General features: G+C 65.1%; 13 protein-coding genes and 1 riboswitch. Of the genes, 8 read left to right on the top strand and 5 right to left on the bottom strand.

Annotated features, from left to right (window positions below):
• Nucleotides 1-12 precede the first annotated feature (12 nt).
• Complete coding sequence (locus E2I15_RS20560; RefSeq protein ID WP_246668203.1) at nt 13-1,233, bottom strand: acyltransferase family protein; 1,221 nt, start codon at nt 1,231-1,233, stop codon at nt 13-15.
• Nucleotides 1,234-1,486: 253 nt separating this feature from the next.
• Between E2I15_RS20560 and E2I15_RS20565 the strand changes: the two genes are divergently transcribed.
• From E2I15_RS20565 to E2I15_RS20575, 3 genes are all read left to right on the top strand, one after another.
• Nucleotides 1,487-2,176: a L,D-transpeptidase gene (locus E2I15_RS20565; RefSeq protein WP_137480526.1), complete on the top strand. Its 690-nt coding sequence runs from the start codon at nt 1,487-1,489 to the stop codon at nt 2,174-2,176.
• A 188-nt stretch (nt 2,177-2,364) separates the two neighbouring features.
• Nucleotides 2,365-3,933, top strand: coding sequence for a DUF4403 family protein (locus tag E2I15_RS20570; protein WP_170991628.1), 1,569 nt, complete (start codon nt 2,365-2,367; stop codon nt 3,931-3,933).
• Nucleotides 3,934-4,134: 201 nt separating this feature from the next.
• Complete coding sequence (locus E2I15_RS20575; protein ID WP_137480522.1) at nt 4,135-5,349, top strand: ABC transporter substrate-binding protein; 1,215 nt, start codon at nt 4,135-4,137, stop codon at nt 5,347-5,349.
• Nucleotides 5,350-5,534: 185 nt separating this feature from the next.
• Here E2I15_RS20575 and E2I15_RS20580 read toward each other — a convergent pair whose 3' ends face one another.
• The 3 genes from E2I15_RS20580 to E2I15_RS20590 all read right to left on the bottom strand — a co-directional run bounded on the left by E2I15_RS20580 (nt 5,535) and on the right by E2I15_RS20590 (nt 10,074).
• Nucleotides 5,535-8,603, bottom strand: coding sequence for an alpha-mannosidase (locus tag E2I15_RS20580; protein ID WP_137480520.1), 3,069 nt, complete (start codon nt 8,601-8,603; stop codon nt 5,535-5,537).
• A 239-nt stretch (nt 8,604-8,842) separates the two neighbouring features.
• A complete protein-coding gene (locus E2I15_RS20585; RefSeq protein ID WP_137480518.1) occupies nt 8,843-9,361 on the bottom strand; it encodes a PRC-barrel domain-containing protein in 519 nt (172 codons plus the stop codon).
• Between the two features lie 335 nt (nt 9,362-9,696).
• A complete protein-coding gene (locus E2I15_RS20590; protein WP_028344225.1) occupies nt 9,697-10,074 on the bottom strand; it encodes a PRC-barrel domain-containing protein in 378 nt (125 codons plus the stop codon).
• Between the two features lie 288 nt (nt 10,075-10,362).
• Between E2I15_RS20590 and E2I15_RS20595 the strand changes: the two genes are divergently transcribed.
• Together E2I15_RS20595 and E2I15_RS20600 are read left to right on the top strand one after the other, a co-directional pair.
• Nucleotides 10,363-11,100: a response regulator gene (locus E2I15_RS20595; protein ID WP_018273044.1), complete on the top strand. Its 738-nt coding sequence runs from the start codon at nt 10,363-10,365 to the stop codon at nt 11,098-11,100.
• Nucleotides 11,101-11,102: 2 nt separating this feature from the next.
• Nucleotides 11,103-12,461: an ATP-binding protein gene (locus E2I15_RS20600; RefSeq protein WP_137480516.1), complete on the top strand. Its 1,359-nt coding sequence runs from the start codon at nt 11,103-11,105 to the stop codon at nt 12,459-12,461.
• 29 nt (nt 12,462-12,490) lie between these two features.
• Here the strand turns inward: E2I15_RS20600 and E2I15_RS20605 are convergent, their stop codons facing one another.
• The gene (locus E2I15_RS20605; protein ID WP_137480514.1) at nt 12,491-12,688 is read right to left on the bottom strand and encodes a hypothetical protein; all 198 of its coding nucleotides are present in this window, start codon (nt 12,686-12,688) and stop codon (nt 12,491-12,493) included.
• 373 nt (nt 12,689-13,061) lie between these two features.
• On the opposite strand from E2I15_RS20605, the gene E2I15_RS20610 reads away from it, so the two are divergent.
• The 3 genes from E2I15_RS20610 (at nt 13,062) to thiS (ending at nt 15,084) form a co-directional block, all read left to right on the top strand.
• Nucleotides 13,062-13,586, top strand: a complete 525-nt coding sequence (locus E2I15_RS20610; RefSeq protein WP_137480512.1) for a lytic transglycosylase domain-containing protein — start codon at nt 13,062-13,064, stop codon at nt 13,584-13,586.
• Between the two features lie 167 nt (nt 13,587-13,753).
• Nucleotides 13,754-13,895, top strand: a riboswitch (TPP riboswitch).
• The gene (locus E2I15_RS20615) at nt 13,883-14,896 is read left to right on the top strand and encodes an FAD-dependent oxidoreductase (protein ID WP_137480510.1); all 1,014 of its coding nucleotides are present in this window, start codon (nt 13,883-13,885) and stop codon (nt 14,894-14,896) included. Its footprint overlaps the riboswitch before it by 13 nt.
• Nucleotides 14,887-15,084, top strand: coding sequence for a sulfur carrier protein ThiS (gene thiS, locus E2I15_RS20620; RefSeq protein ID WP_038383033.1), 198 nt, complete (start codon nt 14,887-14,889; stop codon nt 15,082-15,084). Before E2I15_RS20615 ends, thiS begins: the two co-directional genes overlap by 10 nt.
• Nucleotides 15,085-15,116 lie beyond the last annotated feature (32 nt).

Raw genomic sequence — 15,116 nt, forward strand, 5'->3', positions numbered from 1 at the left:
GCTGGGTCCTTGTCAGGAGGATTGTCTGCTGCGGACGACGTTCGCGGCAACGGCAAGCGACGCAATGTCCTGGCACGTCGCGGCCGCGTCGTCCGGTGCAAGGCGCTCGCGCGCCACGAACGAGAAGCGGCTGCGCAGTTTCAGGATCGGCTTCTCGATCCAGTGCCAGGAGAACGCGGCGAACAGCGTGATCAGCAGCAGTGCGATCGCGAACTGAACGATCACGGGCGCCTGCGGCAGCCATACCCGCACCACCTGCTGCACCGGAAATCCGTAGAGATAGATGCCGTAGGAATAGTCGCCGCGCGAGACCAGCGGCAGCCGCGGCAGCTTCGAGACGCCGAGATATGCAGTGATGTAGACCAGCGCCGGGGCAATCAGAAGATTGAGCACCGGCTGGCTCATCCAGTCCGCCGGGCCGAGCAGCGCGGCGCCTGCGCAGAGCGTGCAGCACGCGGCGAGAAGCCATCCGTTGTAGGGAACGCGGTCACGATAGAGATAGATCGCGATGCCGAGCATGAACGCGACCGGCAGCTTCGCGCCGCGTCCGAGGAACGGCGCCGTGCTGAAGATCCTGTCATGCACCGTGCCGGCGACGCCGGCGGGCAATTGCGACGGTTGCGCGCTATGCCCGGTGAGTGCGAGCGCAAGGCCGATGCCGACCAGCACCAGTGCACCGAGCACGATGAGCGCCGGCTTGCGCAACAGGCCGAACAGGATGAACACCGTCATCAGCGCGTAGCAGCCATATTCGAACGGCACCGTCCACAGCGAGCTGTTGACCTCCGGCGCGGGATTGCCGCTGAACACGCCGGGCAGGACGTAGTTCACGAGGCCGATGATGTTGGTGAAATATTTGTAAGTGCCGAAGTTGGTGAAATAATCCGACAGCGGCAGCGCGGTGAAGATCGGCCCGAGGATCAGCGCCGACAGCACGATCTCGACCGCAAGCGCCGGAATGATCCGCATGCCGCGATTGGTGAGAAACTCCTTCAGCGAGAGCCGCAGCCCGCTCGCCGCGATCAGGAACCCGCTCAGCGCGAAGAACATTACGAGAATGGCGTAGTGCGGAAACCAGGCGATCCACGCCTGCTCGCCGTCGCCACTGCCGCTCGCGACATAGGGCGCGTGGGCGGCGACGACGGAAATCGCAAGTGCAATACGGAGAAAATCGAACCCCGGGCCGAAGCCCTTCTGCCGATCCAGCATGCTGCCGATCGTGTGCCCCAGCATCATTTCCACTCCATTCCGAAACAATGCGCGGGGGACAGCAAACGCCGTGCCAGGAAGACTGTCTTGCGGTGGTACACCCCTTCCCGGCAACCCGGCCTTAACCGTGCGAAGAAACATGCACGAAACAATTCCCTAACGGCACGAAACCATTTTGGCGATTTCGTGCAAACGTCCTGAAACGCCTCACCTGTACTGCTTTGACCCAACGACGCGCCGGAACTGGCGCGCAGGGCGCAAACAACAGGGGTCGACAATGTTCAATTCCATCAAGCTGAACTCGCGTCTCGCTGCCGCCGCCTTCGGTGCGCTGGCGATTGGCACCGTCGCTTTCGCAAATACCGCCGCGGCCGCTCCGCTGCCGATGTTCCCCTTCATCCTGACGCCGCCGACCGAGGCCGTGCAGCCGCCGGTGCAGTCGATGCCGCAGGCGCAGGAGGAAGACCGTTCCGTCGAATTGCCCGCCCGCCTGCGCCGCCAGGTCGTCGCCTATCCGACACGCGAGGCGCCCGGCACCATCATCATCGACACCCCGCACACCTATCTTTATCTCGTGCTCGGCAACGGCCAGGCCATGCGCTACGGCATCGGCATCGGCCGCGACGGTTTCACCTGGTCGGGCACCCAGACCATCACCAAGAAGGCGGAGTGGCCGGATTGGACGCCCCCGCCGGAAATGATCGCCCGCCAACCCTATCTGCCACGCCACATGGCCGGCGGCCCCGGCAATCCGCTCGGCGCCCGCGCCATGTATCTCGGCGGCACCATCTACCGCATCCACGGCACCAACGCGCCGGAGACGATCGGCACCCGCGTGTCCTCCGGTTGCCTGCGCCTGACCAATGAAGATGTTTCCGACCTCTATTCGCGGGTCAGCGTCGGCACCAAGGTGATCGTGCTGCCGATGACCGACCGCCGCGCCGATCTCGGCTCGGCCGTCCGCTAAGTCCTCCCCTCCAAGGCGTCGTCTAATAAAGGCGTCCTCGACGACGGCTCCGGCACTTCGTGTCGGAGCCGTCGTCGCGTTCATAAACCTTAACGCCTTCGCCCCTGAAGCAGCTTGATCCCGCCACACTGGCGCCCTCGTCGGGGGGCCTGTACAACCCGTCAAGTTGATTTTCATCCGGGGGAATGATGCGTCTACCGATGCATCCAAGGACGATAGCGCTCGGGACCGCGGTAGTGCTGGTCTCGTTCGTGATCAGCCTCAAGGCAATGGACTGGCTCGCGCCGAGCGTCACCGTACAGAAGCCGAAGCTCGCAGAGCTGCCGCCGCTGCCGCAGGCGCCGCGTTCCTCGACGATCGTGGCGCAGGTCTCGGTCGCGCTGTCGGCGATCCGCGACGCCGCCGAACGCGGCGCGCCGAAGACCTTCGGCGGCAAGGCCGACAACCCGGTCCAGCAAATCCTGCAAAATGCCGACATCGGCTGGACCGCATCGCGCGGGCCGATCGCGGCCACCGGCGCGCAGGACGTGCTGACGCTGACCACTCCGATCAACGGCACGCTCAAGGTTACCGGCGCGCTGTCCGCCAAGGCAACCGGCGCGGTCAGCGACGCGCTCGGCAGCCTACTCGGCGGCAACGTCGCCAAGCAGATCGGCGCCGTGAACATCAAGAACATCAACGCCAACGCGGAGATCAAGGGCAACGTCACCCTCACCGCGCGGCCAAAGCTCGGCGCGTCCTGGCGGATCGAGCCGAACCTGCAGGCACAGGTCAATCTCGGCGACACCAGCCTGTCGACGGCCGGCGTCCGCATCAGCGTGCCGGCCCAGGTCAAGCCTGTTATCGACAAGGCGGTCGCCGACCAGATTTCCGTGGTCGAGGCCCGCTTGCACAACGACCCGGTGTTCCAGAACAATGCCCGCGCGCAATGGGCCAAGGCCTGCCGCTCGATCCCGCTGCAAGGTACCGGCGGCACCACCTCGATGCCGCCGATGTGGCTCGAGCTGCGACCGACCCGCGCGATCGCCGCGCAGCCGAAGGTCGATGCGTCCTCGCTGATCCTGACGATGGGGATCGAGGCCGAGACGCGGATCACGGAGGCGCAGACCACCCCGAACTGCCCATTCCCGGAAAAACTCTCGATCGTGCCGCCGATGGCGAGCCAGGTCGCGATCGGCCTGCCGGTCGACCTGTCCTTCACCACGCTGAGCCAGCTGGTCGAGGCGCAGCTCAAGGGCAAGACCTTCCCCGAGGACGGCTCCGGTCCGGTCGACGTGACCGTCAAGAGCGCGAGCATCGCCGCTTCCGGCGACCGGCTTCTGATCTCGCTCCTGGTGCACGCCAAGGAGAAGGCCAGCTGGTTCGGCCTGGGCGCCGAAGCGACCGTGCACATCTGGGGCCGGCCGCGGCTCGACCAGCCGTCGCAGACGCTGCGGCTGACCGACGTCGAGCTGGCAGTGGAATCCGAGGCCGCGTTCGGCCTGCTCGGCGCCGCCGCGCGCGCCGCGATCCCGCACATGCAGCAGACCCTCAACGACCGGCTGGTGGTCGACCTGAAGCCATTCGCGACCAACGCGCAGCGCAAGGTCGCCGCCGCCATCGCCGACCTGCAGAAGAACGAGGAAGGCATCCGCGTCGACGCCGAGGTCAACAGCATCAGGCTTGCCGGCATCGACTTCGATTCCAGGACGTTGCGGGTGATCGTGGAAACCGACGGCACCATCAAGGCCGCCGTCACCGCGTTACCGGCGCTCTGACCGCCGAGCAAGACCCGCCCCTCACCCAGGTTGCCTCGCAATCCGTCCCCTCCCCGCAAGCGGGGCGAAGCAAAAGCGCGCCGGCGATCGAGCCGGGTTCCGGCGCATGCTCAAAAAGTCGCCTTTGCGACAGCTTGCCGCAGCGGCTAGAACGCCCCGGTGGAAGCAACCCTCAATGAAAAAGTTAGGGAGAAAAACACGATGAAAACACTCTTGGCCGCAGCGGCGGCCGGCCTCGCGCTCGCGGTCTCAGCGACCGCGGCGAATGCCCAGATCTCCGACGACGTCGTCAAGATCGGGGTGCTCACCGACATGTCGAGCCTCTATGCGGACGCCACCGGCAAGGGCTCGGTCGCCGCCGTCGAGATGGCGGTCGCCGATTACGGCGGCAAGGTGAAAGGCAAGCCGGTGCAGGTGATCGCTGCCGATCACCAGAACAAGCCGGACGTCGGCGTCAACATCGCGCGCAACTGGTACGACAACGACAAGGTCGACGCGATCCTCGACGTGCCGACCTCGTCGGTCGCATTGCCGATCTCGGCGCTGACGCGCGACAAGAACAGGATCAACATCAATTCCGGCGGCGGCTCCTCCGACATCACCGGCACCGCCTGCTCGCCCAACACGGTGCACTGGACCTACGACACCTATGCGCTGTCGAACGTCGCCGGCAAGGCGATGGTCAAGCGCGGCGAGGACACCTGGTTCTTCGTCACCGCCGACTACGCCTTCGGCATGGCGCTGGAACGCGATGCCGCCAATGTGGTCAAGGAAAGCGGCGGCAAGGTGCTGGGCGACGTGCGTCATCCGCTCAACTCGTCGGACTTCTCGTCCTTCCTGCTGCAGGCGCAGGCCTCCAAGGCCAAGGTCGTGGCGCTGGCGAACGCCGGCGGCGACACCACCAACGCGCTGAAGCAGGCTTCCGAGTTCGGCCTGACCCAGGGCGGCCAGAAGATGATCGCGCTGCTCCAGGAGATCACCGACACCCATTCGCTCGGCATCAAGGCCACCCAGGGCCTGATCGTCACCGACGCCTTCTACTGGGACATGAACGACGAGACCCGCGCCTTCTCGAAGCGCTTCAACGAGAAGGTCGGCCACATGCCGACCATGATCCAGGCCGGCCTCTACTCGGCGACCATGCATTACCTGAAGGCGATCGAAGCCATCGGCTCCGACGAGGCGCCGAAGGTGATGGCCCAGATGCGCGCCACGCCGGTCAACGACTTCTTCGCCAAGAACGGCCATATCCGGATCGACGGCCGCATGGTGCACGACATGTATCTGTTCGAGGTCAAGAAGCCCGAGGAATCCAAGAACGAGTGGGACCTCTACAAGCTGATCGCGACCGTGCCCGGCGACGAGGCGTTCCGCCCGCTCGACAAGGGCGGCTGTCCGCTGGTGAAGTCGAACTGACGGCTAAAGCGCGATGTGATTAGGTTGAATCGTCATCGCGCTTTAGCTCCTTGTTTGAGCATGACCTTTTCGGAAAACCGCTTCGCACTTTTCCGGATCATGCTTTAGTCCACACCGGATCGCGTCCAGCGATGCGATCCGGCCTCTCCTCGCAAGGCGGGCCGGGCGAAAGTTCACTGCAAGCATTAGGTCTGGAAGACCCGCAGCGTTGCGATCTGGAATGGACGCAGCGCCAGGAGGCACCGCCGACCCTCGGTTGCCAGAGCCTCGATGCGGTCTTCCAAGGTGTTGCTCATCCACACCGACGCGATGTCGACGCCGAAATCGAGCGTCGCGGCGGCGCAAATGCCTGCGCTCTCGTAGAGCCGCACCACCCAGCCGTCGCCATCCTCGGCGGGCTTGATCGTATCGACGATCACGTTGGCTGGCGACGCGGTCAAAAGCGAGTGTCGCAACGGCGCGCGCGGTTTTCCCTTCGTCCACAGCACCGGACGCTCGAACCGCAAGGCGCGCCCGACCGTGTCCGCGCTGCGCCAGTCGCCGTGATGGGGATAGATCGCATAGCGCATCCGGTGCCGCCCGATATCGGCCTGGGGATCAGGCAATTCGGAGCCGCGCAGCAGCGTCAGCGCGAGCTGGTTGCCGAACGCCGAATAGCCGTGACGGCAGTCGCTGAACAGCGACACGCCGAAATCCGGCTCGGCGACATCGGCCCAGCGATGGCCGGGCACCTCGTACTTGGCCGCATCGGCATCCGTGTTGGCATGCGTCGGCCGCTCGGTTGCGCCGAACATGGTTTCATAGGTTGCGTTGGATGCACGGCAGGCCACCGGGAACATGACCTTCAGCGCCGTCTTGCGCTCCTGCCAATCGATCGTGGTCTCGAATTCGAGATGATCGGCGCCGGCATCGAGGCGGATCACCTGCGCGAGCCGGCTCGCGCGTCCGAGCCCGCGCTCGAAACGGACCTCGCCGCGCAGTCCGCCATCCGACAGCACGGCACAGCTCACCTCCCCCGTCACCTCGCGCGCGGTCTCCAGCGCGAACGGATCGATATCCCATGCCTCGAAATCGAGCGGCCGGTCATCGAGCAGCAGCAGCCGGGCTGCCGGTGATGCGAAGGTCTCGCGGCCGGTCGCAACATGCAGCAGCGACCGAACAAGCCCGCTGCGATCAATGCGCGCTTCGAGCCGCGCGTTCGACAGCACGAAGCCGTCCGCATCGGCGGCGACCACAACGCGATCGTCGGTCGTCGTCGTTTCGCCCGCCGCAAACGGCGCGGCGACGATGTGACGAAGCTCGCCGTCGGGGTCGGAGGCGACCTCGGCACGCGCGCAGCCCAGCGTGTTGACGGGTGCCCAATTGCCGTCTTCGGGATCGCACAGTGTCGCCAGCACGGCTTGCGTGCGACGCCCGGCCTCCTCCGCCACGCCGGCGAGTTCGACCTCCGCACGTTCATAGACCTCGCGGATGCTGCTGCCGGGAATGATGTCGTGGAACTGGTTCACCAGCAGCGTGCGCCACAGCGCTTCGATCTCCTGTGCGGATGGTGCCGGTTGCCGGCAGGCAGCCGCGACAATGGTCACGAATTCGAGCGCCTGAAGGCCGGCCTCGCAAGCGCGGTTGAGGCGCTTGGTCTCGGCCTGCGTGGTGTAGGTGCCACGATGATATTCGAGATAGAGCTCGCCTTCGATCGTCGCCAGATCCGGCGCCGATATCACCAGGCGGTCGAAGAACTCGTCGACGGAGCGAATCTGGATCCGCGGCAGCCCCTGCAAGTCCCTTGCGCGCTGCAACGTCTCGAGCATCGTCTCGTCGGCGCCGCCGCCGCCGTCGCCATAGCCGAACAGATAGAGTGCATCGGACGAACGGTCGGCGTCCTTGTAATTGGCGGCGTGATAGCGGAGCTCCGCGACCTGCGCCGATCCGTTGTAGGTGTCCGCCGGGGGGAAATGCGCCAGCACCGTGCTGCCGTCCAGTCCGCGCCAATGGAAGCTGTGATGCGGCGGTGAGGTGAACTTGTTCCACGACAGCTTCTGGGTCAGGAAGCGCGACATCCCCGCCGACCGCATCAGCTGCGGCAGCTGGGCGTCGTAGCCGAACACGTCTGGATTCCAGAACACACTGGAGCGCGCGCCGAACGTTCGCTCGAAATAGCGCTGCCCATAGAGGAACTGACGGCAGATCGACTCGCCCCACGGCAGATTGCAGTCCGGCTCGATCCAGCTGCCGCCGACCGGGAGCCATTGGCCGGCGGCGGCCTTGGCGCGAATTCGGGCGAACAGCTCAGGGTCATTCTGCTCGATGACGGCATACTGATAGGCCTGCGAGCAGGCGAACTTGAAATCGGGATAGCGCTCCATCAACGCCACCGCCGTGGAGAAGCTGCGTTGCGCCTTGCGCCGGGTTTCCGCCAGCGGCCACAGCCATGCCGTGTCGAGATGGGCGTGGCCGATCGCCGACATCTCGTGGGTGATGCTGCCATTTCGCGCCGCGAGCAGGCCATCGAGGATCGCCCGCGCCGCCGGCCATGTCGCGCGATCGTCGGGATCGGTGATGTTGCAGATGCGGTTGAGATCGTGCAGCAGGCGCCCCGCCCAGGTCCGATCCAGCGCCGGCTGCGCCGTCTCTCCGACGGCTCCGTATGACCTCGACTTTGTCGTGGGATCGCGGTCAGCCTCGAGCTGGCGCAGCACCTCGTAATCGAAATAGAATGCCGAGGCCTCGGGATCGAAGCGGCGCAGCTCGCAGGCGACCAGCGCGTAGGCCTGCGGATCGCTCCAGAACGCGCCGAACAGGCCGTTGCAGGCCACCTCCACATGGAAGCTGACGGTCTCCCCGCCGCGGGCCGACTGCACGAGCGGCGCGATGTGGCGGCCGGGATTGAGACCCTGCGAGGAACGTCCGTTGAGCCAAAGCAGCGCTTCCGAGCGGCTGTCCCAATACAGATCCACGCGCGAGCCCGCCCAGGCCTGCGGCACCTCGGCCACGACGTGCACCCAATAGGTCGCCCATAGCGGTCCCAGCGTCTCGCCCAATGGGACCGGTCGATAATCAAGCTTGAGCGCGTCCTCGAGGCTGATCCGCTCGGTGGGACCGGCAAGCGCGAGCGAACTGGCCGGCACGCGGTCGGCATGAATCTTCTGTTGCAGCCGCTCCGCAAAGCCTTGCAACCGGCGCCGCGTGTATTGCGGGTAGCGGCCGCGAATCCGGGCTACCGCGGGATCGCCGCTCTCGCGGTCCTTGTCATTCATCAGTTTCAGCCATTTGAAGAATGATTACGTAAGCTCAATCGGTTGATGATTATTGAAACGGGGTCGCTTCGCGGACCTTACCTCTCCGATGCCTCACCTCTCCAATGCTTGGAGACGCGCTGTCCGACTTGGATTGCCTGACCTGATCCTTACATTCTTCCCGGATTTTATCCATCGGCCAACAAGAAGCGCGCCCGGCAGCAGCCGGACGCGCTTCTTCTTGCAGGTCGCGATATGCCTTAGTCGGTCGAATATTTGAACTCCGGCATCGCCTTCAGCTCGTCCTTGGTCGCATTGAAGACCGCGTGATCCGGATACCAGGGGTTCGGCTTCGACGTCGCCGCCGCCGGTGCGGCACCCGTGGTGGTCGTCTTGCTCGTGCCGCCAGCGCCGGTGTTCGACGCGCCGGTATAGGCGATCGGCTCGTTCACGAACTTCACCTTGTCGATCGGTACCGCGACCAGGTGCTCGCCGACGCCAAGGAAGCCGCCGACGCCGATCACGACCGCCTTGATGGCGCCGCCCTTCTCCATCAGCAGATCATTGATCGAGCCGACGCTTTCGTTGGCATCGTTGTACACGCTGAGGCCGACGACCTTCGACGCGCGCCAGTTGCCCTTGAACGAATCCGGCGACGTGACTGACGTCGACGCCGCAGGAGACATCTTGTCGCCCTTGTCGGTTGGCGTCTGCGCGACGGCGACGGTCGCAAGCAGCGCGGTGCCGGCGAGGCCGGCGATGATGGATTTGACCAACATTGATGGCTCTCCTCTCGCAAAATCGATGCTGGGAAAACCCGTCATCTTCGCAACCGTTCCTAACAGACCTGCGCTCAAAAGTCGCCTGGATGCCGAGGAACACGGTGAGGACTTTCAGCGCATGGAACGCTGCGCCGCTTGACGGAAGCGATCGTGGATCTCTCAACTAAGCTTGCGGTTGAGCCTCACGACTGCGCCGGACGCGCAGTCCATGATGTGACGATGTTTGGCTCACTAAGTCGTCCCGGCGAACCGCGCTGCACAAGCCGCGCGCTCGCCCCGGCGACCGCATTATCGATCGGCGAGCGTCGTCATGCGCGCAAGTTGCCGCGCGATCAGAAGCCGCCCCAATAGGGCGGCACGCCGTAGAAGCGATGCAGCTCGACTTCCTGCGAGCGATCGCCCCAATCGAAATCCTTGTCGGCACGGAACGACGGCGCGCGCTTCAGCTCCTCGTCCTCGATGTCGAGCTCGTAGGCCTCGAACTTCGGGTTGTAGTGCAGCCGGCCCCAGGGCAGCGGGATCAAATTGGTTCCGATGCCCAGGAAGCCGCCGAAGCTCAACACCGCGTACGATACCTTGCCCGAGATCTTGTCGATCATCAGCCGCTCGATATGGCCGATCATGTCGCCATTGGCCCGGCGCACCGCCGTCCCCTCGACCCGGTCGCTTGCAATGAGCTGATGCGGCCTGGTCTCGACCTCGACAGCCATCTCACCCTCCCTGACCTGAAAGGGAAATAACGCGTCGCCGGGGGAACGGGTTCCGCCCCCGGATATGACAGCCGCCCTGCCCTTCCTCCGGCTGCAATGGCGACCAGGGACCGGTGCGCTGTCCCGGGAGGGTTCTGCCTGCATTTCAGGGCATCCGGATTGATGACAGAACGATAACTTTTCTCCCTGCCGCCGACCTGTTAACCCGGACAGCCGGGCAAGATTTCAGACACATACTGAAACAAAATTCCTGAGCCGCTTTCCCCGAATCACGGACAAAAGATCGGTATGACCCAGGCTGCGCCCAATATCCTTGTCGTCGAGGACGACCGCGAGACGCGGTCCCTTATCGCAAAATATCTCCGTACCAATTCCTGTCATGTCACGACCGCCTCGGACGGCCGCGAGATGGCCAAGGCGATGACCGACCACCGAGTGGATCTCCTGGTGCTCGACGTCATGCTGCCCGGCGAGGACGGCCTCAGCCTGTGCCGCAAGGTGCGGGCGGAATCGCAGACGCCGATCATCATGCTGACCGCGCGCGGCGAGGACGTCGACCGCATCCTCGGCCTCGAGATGGGCGCCGACGACTACTTGGCAAAGCCGTTCAACCCGCGCGAGCTGCTGGCGCGGATCAACGCGGTGCTGCGCCGGCAGGCCGCCGCGCGCAACGCCAGCGCGATCGAGGGCGCGACCACGCTGACCTTCCTCGGCTGGCGTATCGACATTCGCCTGCGCGAGCTGCGCAACCCCGAAGGCGCGCGCGTCGCCATGACCAGCGCCGAGTTCGACCTGCTGCGCACCTTCTGCGAGCGGCCCGGCCGCGTGCTGTCGCGCGACAGCCTGCTCGACCTGACCCAGGGCCGCAGCGCCGGCTCGTTCGAACGTTCGATCGACGTGCTGGTCAGCCGCATCCGCCGCAAGATCGAGCCCGATCCGCAGGAAGCCACCATGATCAAGACGGTGCGTTCCGGCGGCTATGTGTTCACGCCGAGGGTGGAGGCGGTTGCCGCCACGAACAACTGACCATGAAGCTGCTGCGCGTGCTGAGTCTGCGGGGGATCGGCGCCCAGATGGCGGCGCTGGTCGTTGTTTCGATCGTCGCGCTGCATTTGATCATCACCGCCACCTTCCTGATCCATCGCCCTGATCGGCTGGAGCCTTCGGATCGCTGGCACACCCAGCTCGCCGCCACCGCGCAGCTGCTTGGGCATGCCCCGGCATCGGAGCGGCCGCGGCTCCTGGCCGACGTCGCCCGTGCCTTTCCGCAACTTGCGATCGGCGACCTGCCGGCCGATGCCGGCGCGCTCACCGAGACCGATACGCCGAGCCTGCATGCGCTGCGCCGGCTCGGCGCCGGATATCGCGTCTACTCGCTGCCGCGCGAGGCAGACGGCGCGCCGCATGACAACGACGTCCGCCGTGTCGCGATCCGGCTGCCCGACGGCGCGATGTTCGCCGCGAACCTGATGCCGGATCAGCACATGCGGCCGTTCTGGGGCGGGCCGTGGATGATGACGGTGCTGTTCGCCGTCATCAGCGTCACCCTGCTCGGCCTGTGGGCGGCATGGGCGCTGACGGCGCCGCTGTCATCCTTCGTCAAGGCGGCCGAGACCTTCAGCCTGAACGGCGCTGCGGCGCCGCTGCCCGAGCGCGGCCCCGAGGAGATCCGCTCGCTGGCCAAGGCGCTGAACCGGATGCGCGAGCGCATCACCGCATTGATCGACGACCGCACCAAGATGCTGGCCGCGATCAGCCATGATCTGCGCACGCCGATCACGCGGATGCGGCTGCGCGCCGAATTCATCGAGGACGAGACCCATCGCCATCGCATGCTGCGCGACCTCGACCAGATGCGCTCGATGCTGGAATCGGTGCTGTCGTTCCTGCGCAACGACCGCAAGCTCGAGGAGATGACGCTGGTCGACATCGCGAGCACGCTGCACCTCGTCATCGATCAGTTCGCCGACATGGGACACAAGGTCAGCTACGCGGGCCCACAGCACGCGATGGCGACCGCGCGGCCGGCCGACCTGCATCGCTGCATCACCAATCTGGTGGACAATGCCGTGCGGTTCGGCGGCGAAGTTGCCGTCCGCCTCGACGTCAAGCCCGACCGCCTCGTCGTCGACATCGAGGATGACGGGCCCGGCATTTCGGATGCGCACAAGGCGAGCGTGCTGCAGCCGTTCGTGCGCGGCGACCAGGCGCGCAACATGGATGAGGCCGAAGGCTTCGGCCTTGGTCTGTCGATCGCCAACGCCATCGTGCTCGCGCATGCCGGCACGCTGTCGCTGCACGATCGCAAGCCGCACGGGCTCGTGGTCCGGATCGAATTGCCGACGCGGCAGCAACAGTTGCAGCCGCGGCAGAAATCCGCGGCCTGATCAGCCGAAGCTGATGCGATGAGGAGACGTCAGGCGGCGAGCGGTGTAATAAGCTCCGCTTCCTCGTAGATCGCGATGGCCTCGAAGCGGTAATTGCAGGCGCGGCAATTCCACAGGAATGACGTACGGCCTTCGCTATGCTCCACCCAATCGGGGCGGGCGATCGGCTTGCCGCATTGCGCGCAGGGATTTTCGCGAGGCATATAGCCGGTGTCCCGACGGACCATGGCGCATCTCCCGAATGTTGTTTCTTGCGTGCTTGCAATGGACAGAGCTGCTGACTGAACGCTCGCTTGCTCTGTCGGGGATGAAGTCTAGACCCTCATTGATTCGTTTGCACGACAAACTGCTGTGGATAGCGTGCGGCAAAATTAGTCAGGAAAATTGCAAGGAAATTGCAAGCCAAGACAATTTTTGGCTGAGACGATTGAAGCGAACAATTTGAAGCATCATTCGCGCAATCGTCGGCCGGCCCACCGGCATCGGGACACACGGATGCATAACGTTCGCTGATGCGAAGGTTTTGCCACATTCCTGCCCGCTCGCCGTACCAATGAGACCGCAGAACCGACGCGCATCTGAAAGCCCCGAGCGACCGAGATGAAGACTGTACAAGCCCTTGGCTGCCTTGCCGCGATCGCGGTGCTGGCGTCCTGCGCGAGCGCGCAGGCGCAATCGCGCGCGCAATATGAGGCGATGGTAGCGGCCGAGGCCCAGGCGAACCTCGTGCCGGAAGAGCTGGTGCATCGCGTCATCGTGCGCGAGAGCAAGTACCATCCACAGTTGATCGGACGCGGCGGCACCATCGGGCTGATGCAGATCAAGCTCGGCACTGCACGCGGCCTCGGCTACACCGGTACCGCCGAGGGTCTGCGCGATCCGCAGACCAACCTCAAATACGGCATCAAGTACCTCGCCGGCGCCTATCGCGCCGCCAATGGCAATCACGATCGAGCCGTGCGTTATTTCGCGGGCGGGTATTACTACGTCGCAAAGCGCCAGCGCGGCGATCGCCTGAAGGAAGCGAAGCATGGCGGCGCGGGTGCACCGCCGAAGGAGCTCGCCAAGTCGGAGCAAATGACGGCCGATACCGCCGAGCCGAAGCCGGAACCGGCTGAAAAATAGCGCCGATCGCGTCTGCGCCGCCGCACAGCGTGGCCGGCCTCCTCGACACCGCCTCTCAACGCAGATCGCGCGATTGTACCGCTAGCACCTGGTGTGAAGAGGTGCGGCACCGCAGGGCGCCGCGTCTGGCATACAAGTTGACACACAAGCCTATCCGCCTACATTAGGGGCGTTCCGAGGGGTGCTCCGAAGGAGGAGCTGAGATACCGCAAGCTTGGACTAGCCAGCAGGCGAATAGTCCGGGACCGCGGTGACCCTTTGAACCTGATCCGGGTCATGCCGGCGAAGGGACAGGGATGTATCAGACGTCAAGACCGCGGGGGGATTCCCCCGTCACCATCATCGGAGCAGGCATAGCCGGCGCCTGGCATGCGCTATTGCTCGCAGAGGCCGGACGTGCCGTCACCCTGCATGAGCGCAGTGACGCCGCGATGACGGAATCCACAAGCCATTTCGCTGGCGGAATGCTGGCGCCGTGGTGTGAGGCGGAGGCCTCCGAGCCCGTGATCTCCCGGCTCGGCATCCGCTCGCTCGAGCTCTGGCGGCAGCACGTCCCGGAAACCCCGTTCAACGGCTCGCTGGTGGTGGCGCATCCGCGCGACCGCGCCGATTTCGAGCGCTTTGCCCGCCTCACGTCAGGCCATCGCCGGCTCGACGCCGAGGCCGTTCGCACGCTCGAGCCGTCGCTCGAGGGCCGTTTCCGTGACGCCCTGTTCTATCCCGACGAGGGCCATGTCGAGCCGCGCCGCGTGCTGCCGCGGCTGCATGCCGCGATCGCCAAGGCTGGCGGCGTCATCAAGTTCGGCAGCGACGCCGAGGCAACCGATCTCGACGGCCTAGTGATCGACTGCCGCGGCCTTGCCGCGCACGACCGCGAGCCGAGCCTACGCGGCGTCAAGGGCGAGATGATCATCATCGAGACCTCCGAGGTGGAATTGGCGCGCCCGGTGCGGTTGATCCATCCGCGCTGGCCGCTTTACGTGATCCCTCGCGGCGACGGCCGCTTCATGCTGGGCGCGACCTCGATCGAGGCCGAGGACAACGGCGTCAGCGTGCGCTCGGCGCTGGAGCTCTTGGGCGCGGCCTATGTCGTGCATCCGGCGTTTGCCGAGGCGCGCATCGTCGAATTCGGCGCCGGGCTCAGGCCTGCCTTTCCCGACAATCTGCCGAAAATCAGGATCGAGCAGGAACGCATCACGGTGAACGGACTCTACCGTCATGGCTTCCTGCTCGCGCCGGCGCTGGCCGAGCTGACGCTCGCCTATCTCGCGCGCGGCGAAATCGACAATGAGGTGATGCAATGCGCGTGATCGTCAACGGCGAGCAGCGTGAGATCAGTGCCGTCAGCGTCGATGCGCTGCTGGCCGAGCTCGACTACGAGGGCACGCATTTCGCGATCGCGCTGAACTACGACGTGGTGCCGAAGAGCCGCTGGGCCGACACCGCGCTGAAAGCCGGCGACGAGATCGAGATCATCACCCCGCGGCAGGGAGGGTGATGTGAGTTTGTTCGCACACTCCCTCCCCTGCC

It is taken from the genome of Bradyrhizobium sp. BR2003, from assembly GCF_009720285.1.
Taxonomy (GTDB): domain Bacteria; phylum Pseudomonadota; class Alphaproteobacteria; order Rhizobiales; family Xanthobacteraceae; genus Bradyrhizobium; species Bradyrhizobium elkanii.

What these genes read in the sequence shown, in the direction of transcription:
- E2I15_RS20565 (WP_137480526.1), top strand. Translation starts at nt 1,487, where the DNA reads ATGTTCAATTCCATCAAGCTGAACTCGCGTCTCGCTGCCGCCGCCTTC.
- E2I15_RS20605 (WP_137480514.1), bottom strand. Translation starts at nt 12,688, where the DNA reads ATGGTCCGTCGGGACACCGGCTATATGCCTCGCGAAAATCCCTGCGCG.
- E2I15_RS20595 (WP_018273044.1), top strand. Translation starts at nt 10,363, where the DNA reads ATGACCCAGGCTGCGCCCAATATCCTTGTCGTCGAGGACGACCGCGAG.
- E2I15_RS20600 (WP_137480516.1), top strand. Translation starts at nt 11,103, where the DNA reads ATGAAGCTGCTGCGCGTGCTGAGTCTGCGGGGGATCGGCGCCCAGATG.
- E2I15_RS20570 (WP_170991628.1), top strand. Translation starts at nt 2,365, where the DNA reads ATGCGTCTACCGATGCATCCAAGGACGATAGCGCTCGGGACCGCGGTA.
- E2I15_RS20610 (WP_137480512.1), top strand. Translation starts at nt 13,062, where the DNA reads ATGAAGACTGTACAAGCCCTTGGCTGCCTTGCCGCGATCGCGGTGCTG.
- thiS (WP_038383033.1), top strand. Translation starts at nt 14,887, where the DNA reads ATGCGCGTGATCGTCAACGGCGAGCAGCGTGAGATCAGTGCCGTCAGC.
- E2I15_RS20575 (WP_137480522.1), top strand. Translation starts at nt 4,135, where the DNA reads ATGAAAACACTCTTGGCCGCAGCGGCGGCCGGCCTCGCGCTCGCGGTC.
- E2I15_RS20615 (WP_137480510.1), top strand. Translation starts at nt 13,883, where the DNA reads ATGTATCAGACGTCAAGACCGCGGGGGGATTCCCCCGTCACCATCATC.
- E2I15_RS20590 (WP_028344225.1), bottom strand. Translation starts at nt 10,074, where the DNA reads ATGGCTGTCGAGGTCGAGACCAGGCCGCATCAGCTCATTGCAAGCGAC.
- E2I15_RS20580 (WP_137480520.1), bottom strand. Translation starts at nt 8,603, where the DNA reads ATGAATGACAAGGACCGCGAGAGCGGCGATCCCGCGGTAGCCCGGATT.
- E2I15_RS20585 (WP_137480518.1), bottom strand. Translation starts at nt 9,361, where the DNA reads ATGTTGGTCAAATCCATCATCGCCGGCCTCGCCGGCACCGCGCTGCTT.
- E2I15_RS20560 (WP_246668203.1), bottom strand. Translation starts at nt 1,233, where the DNA reads ATGCTGGGGCACACGATCGGCAGCATGCTGGATCGGCAGAAGGGCTTC.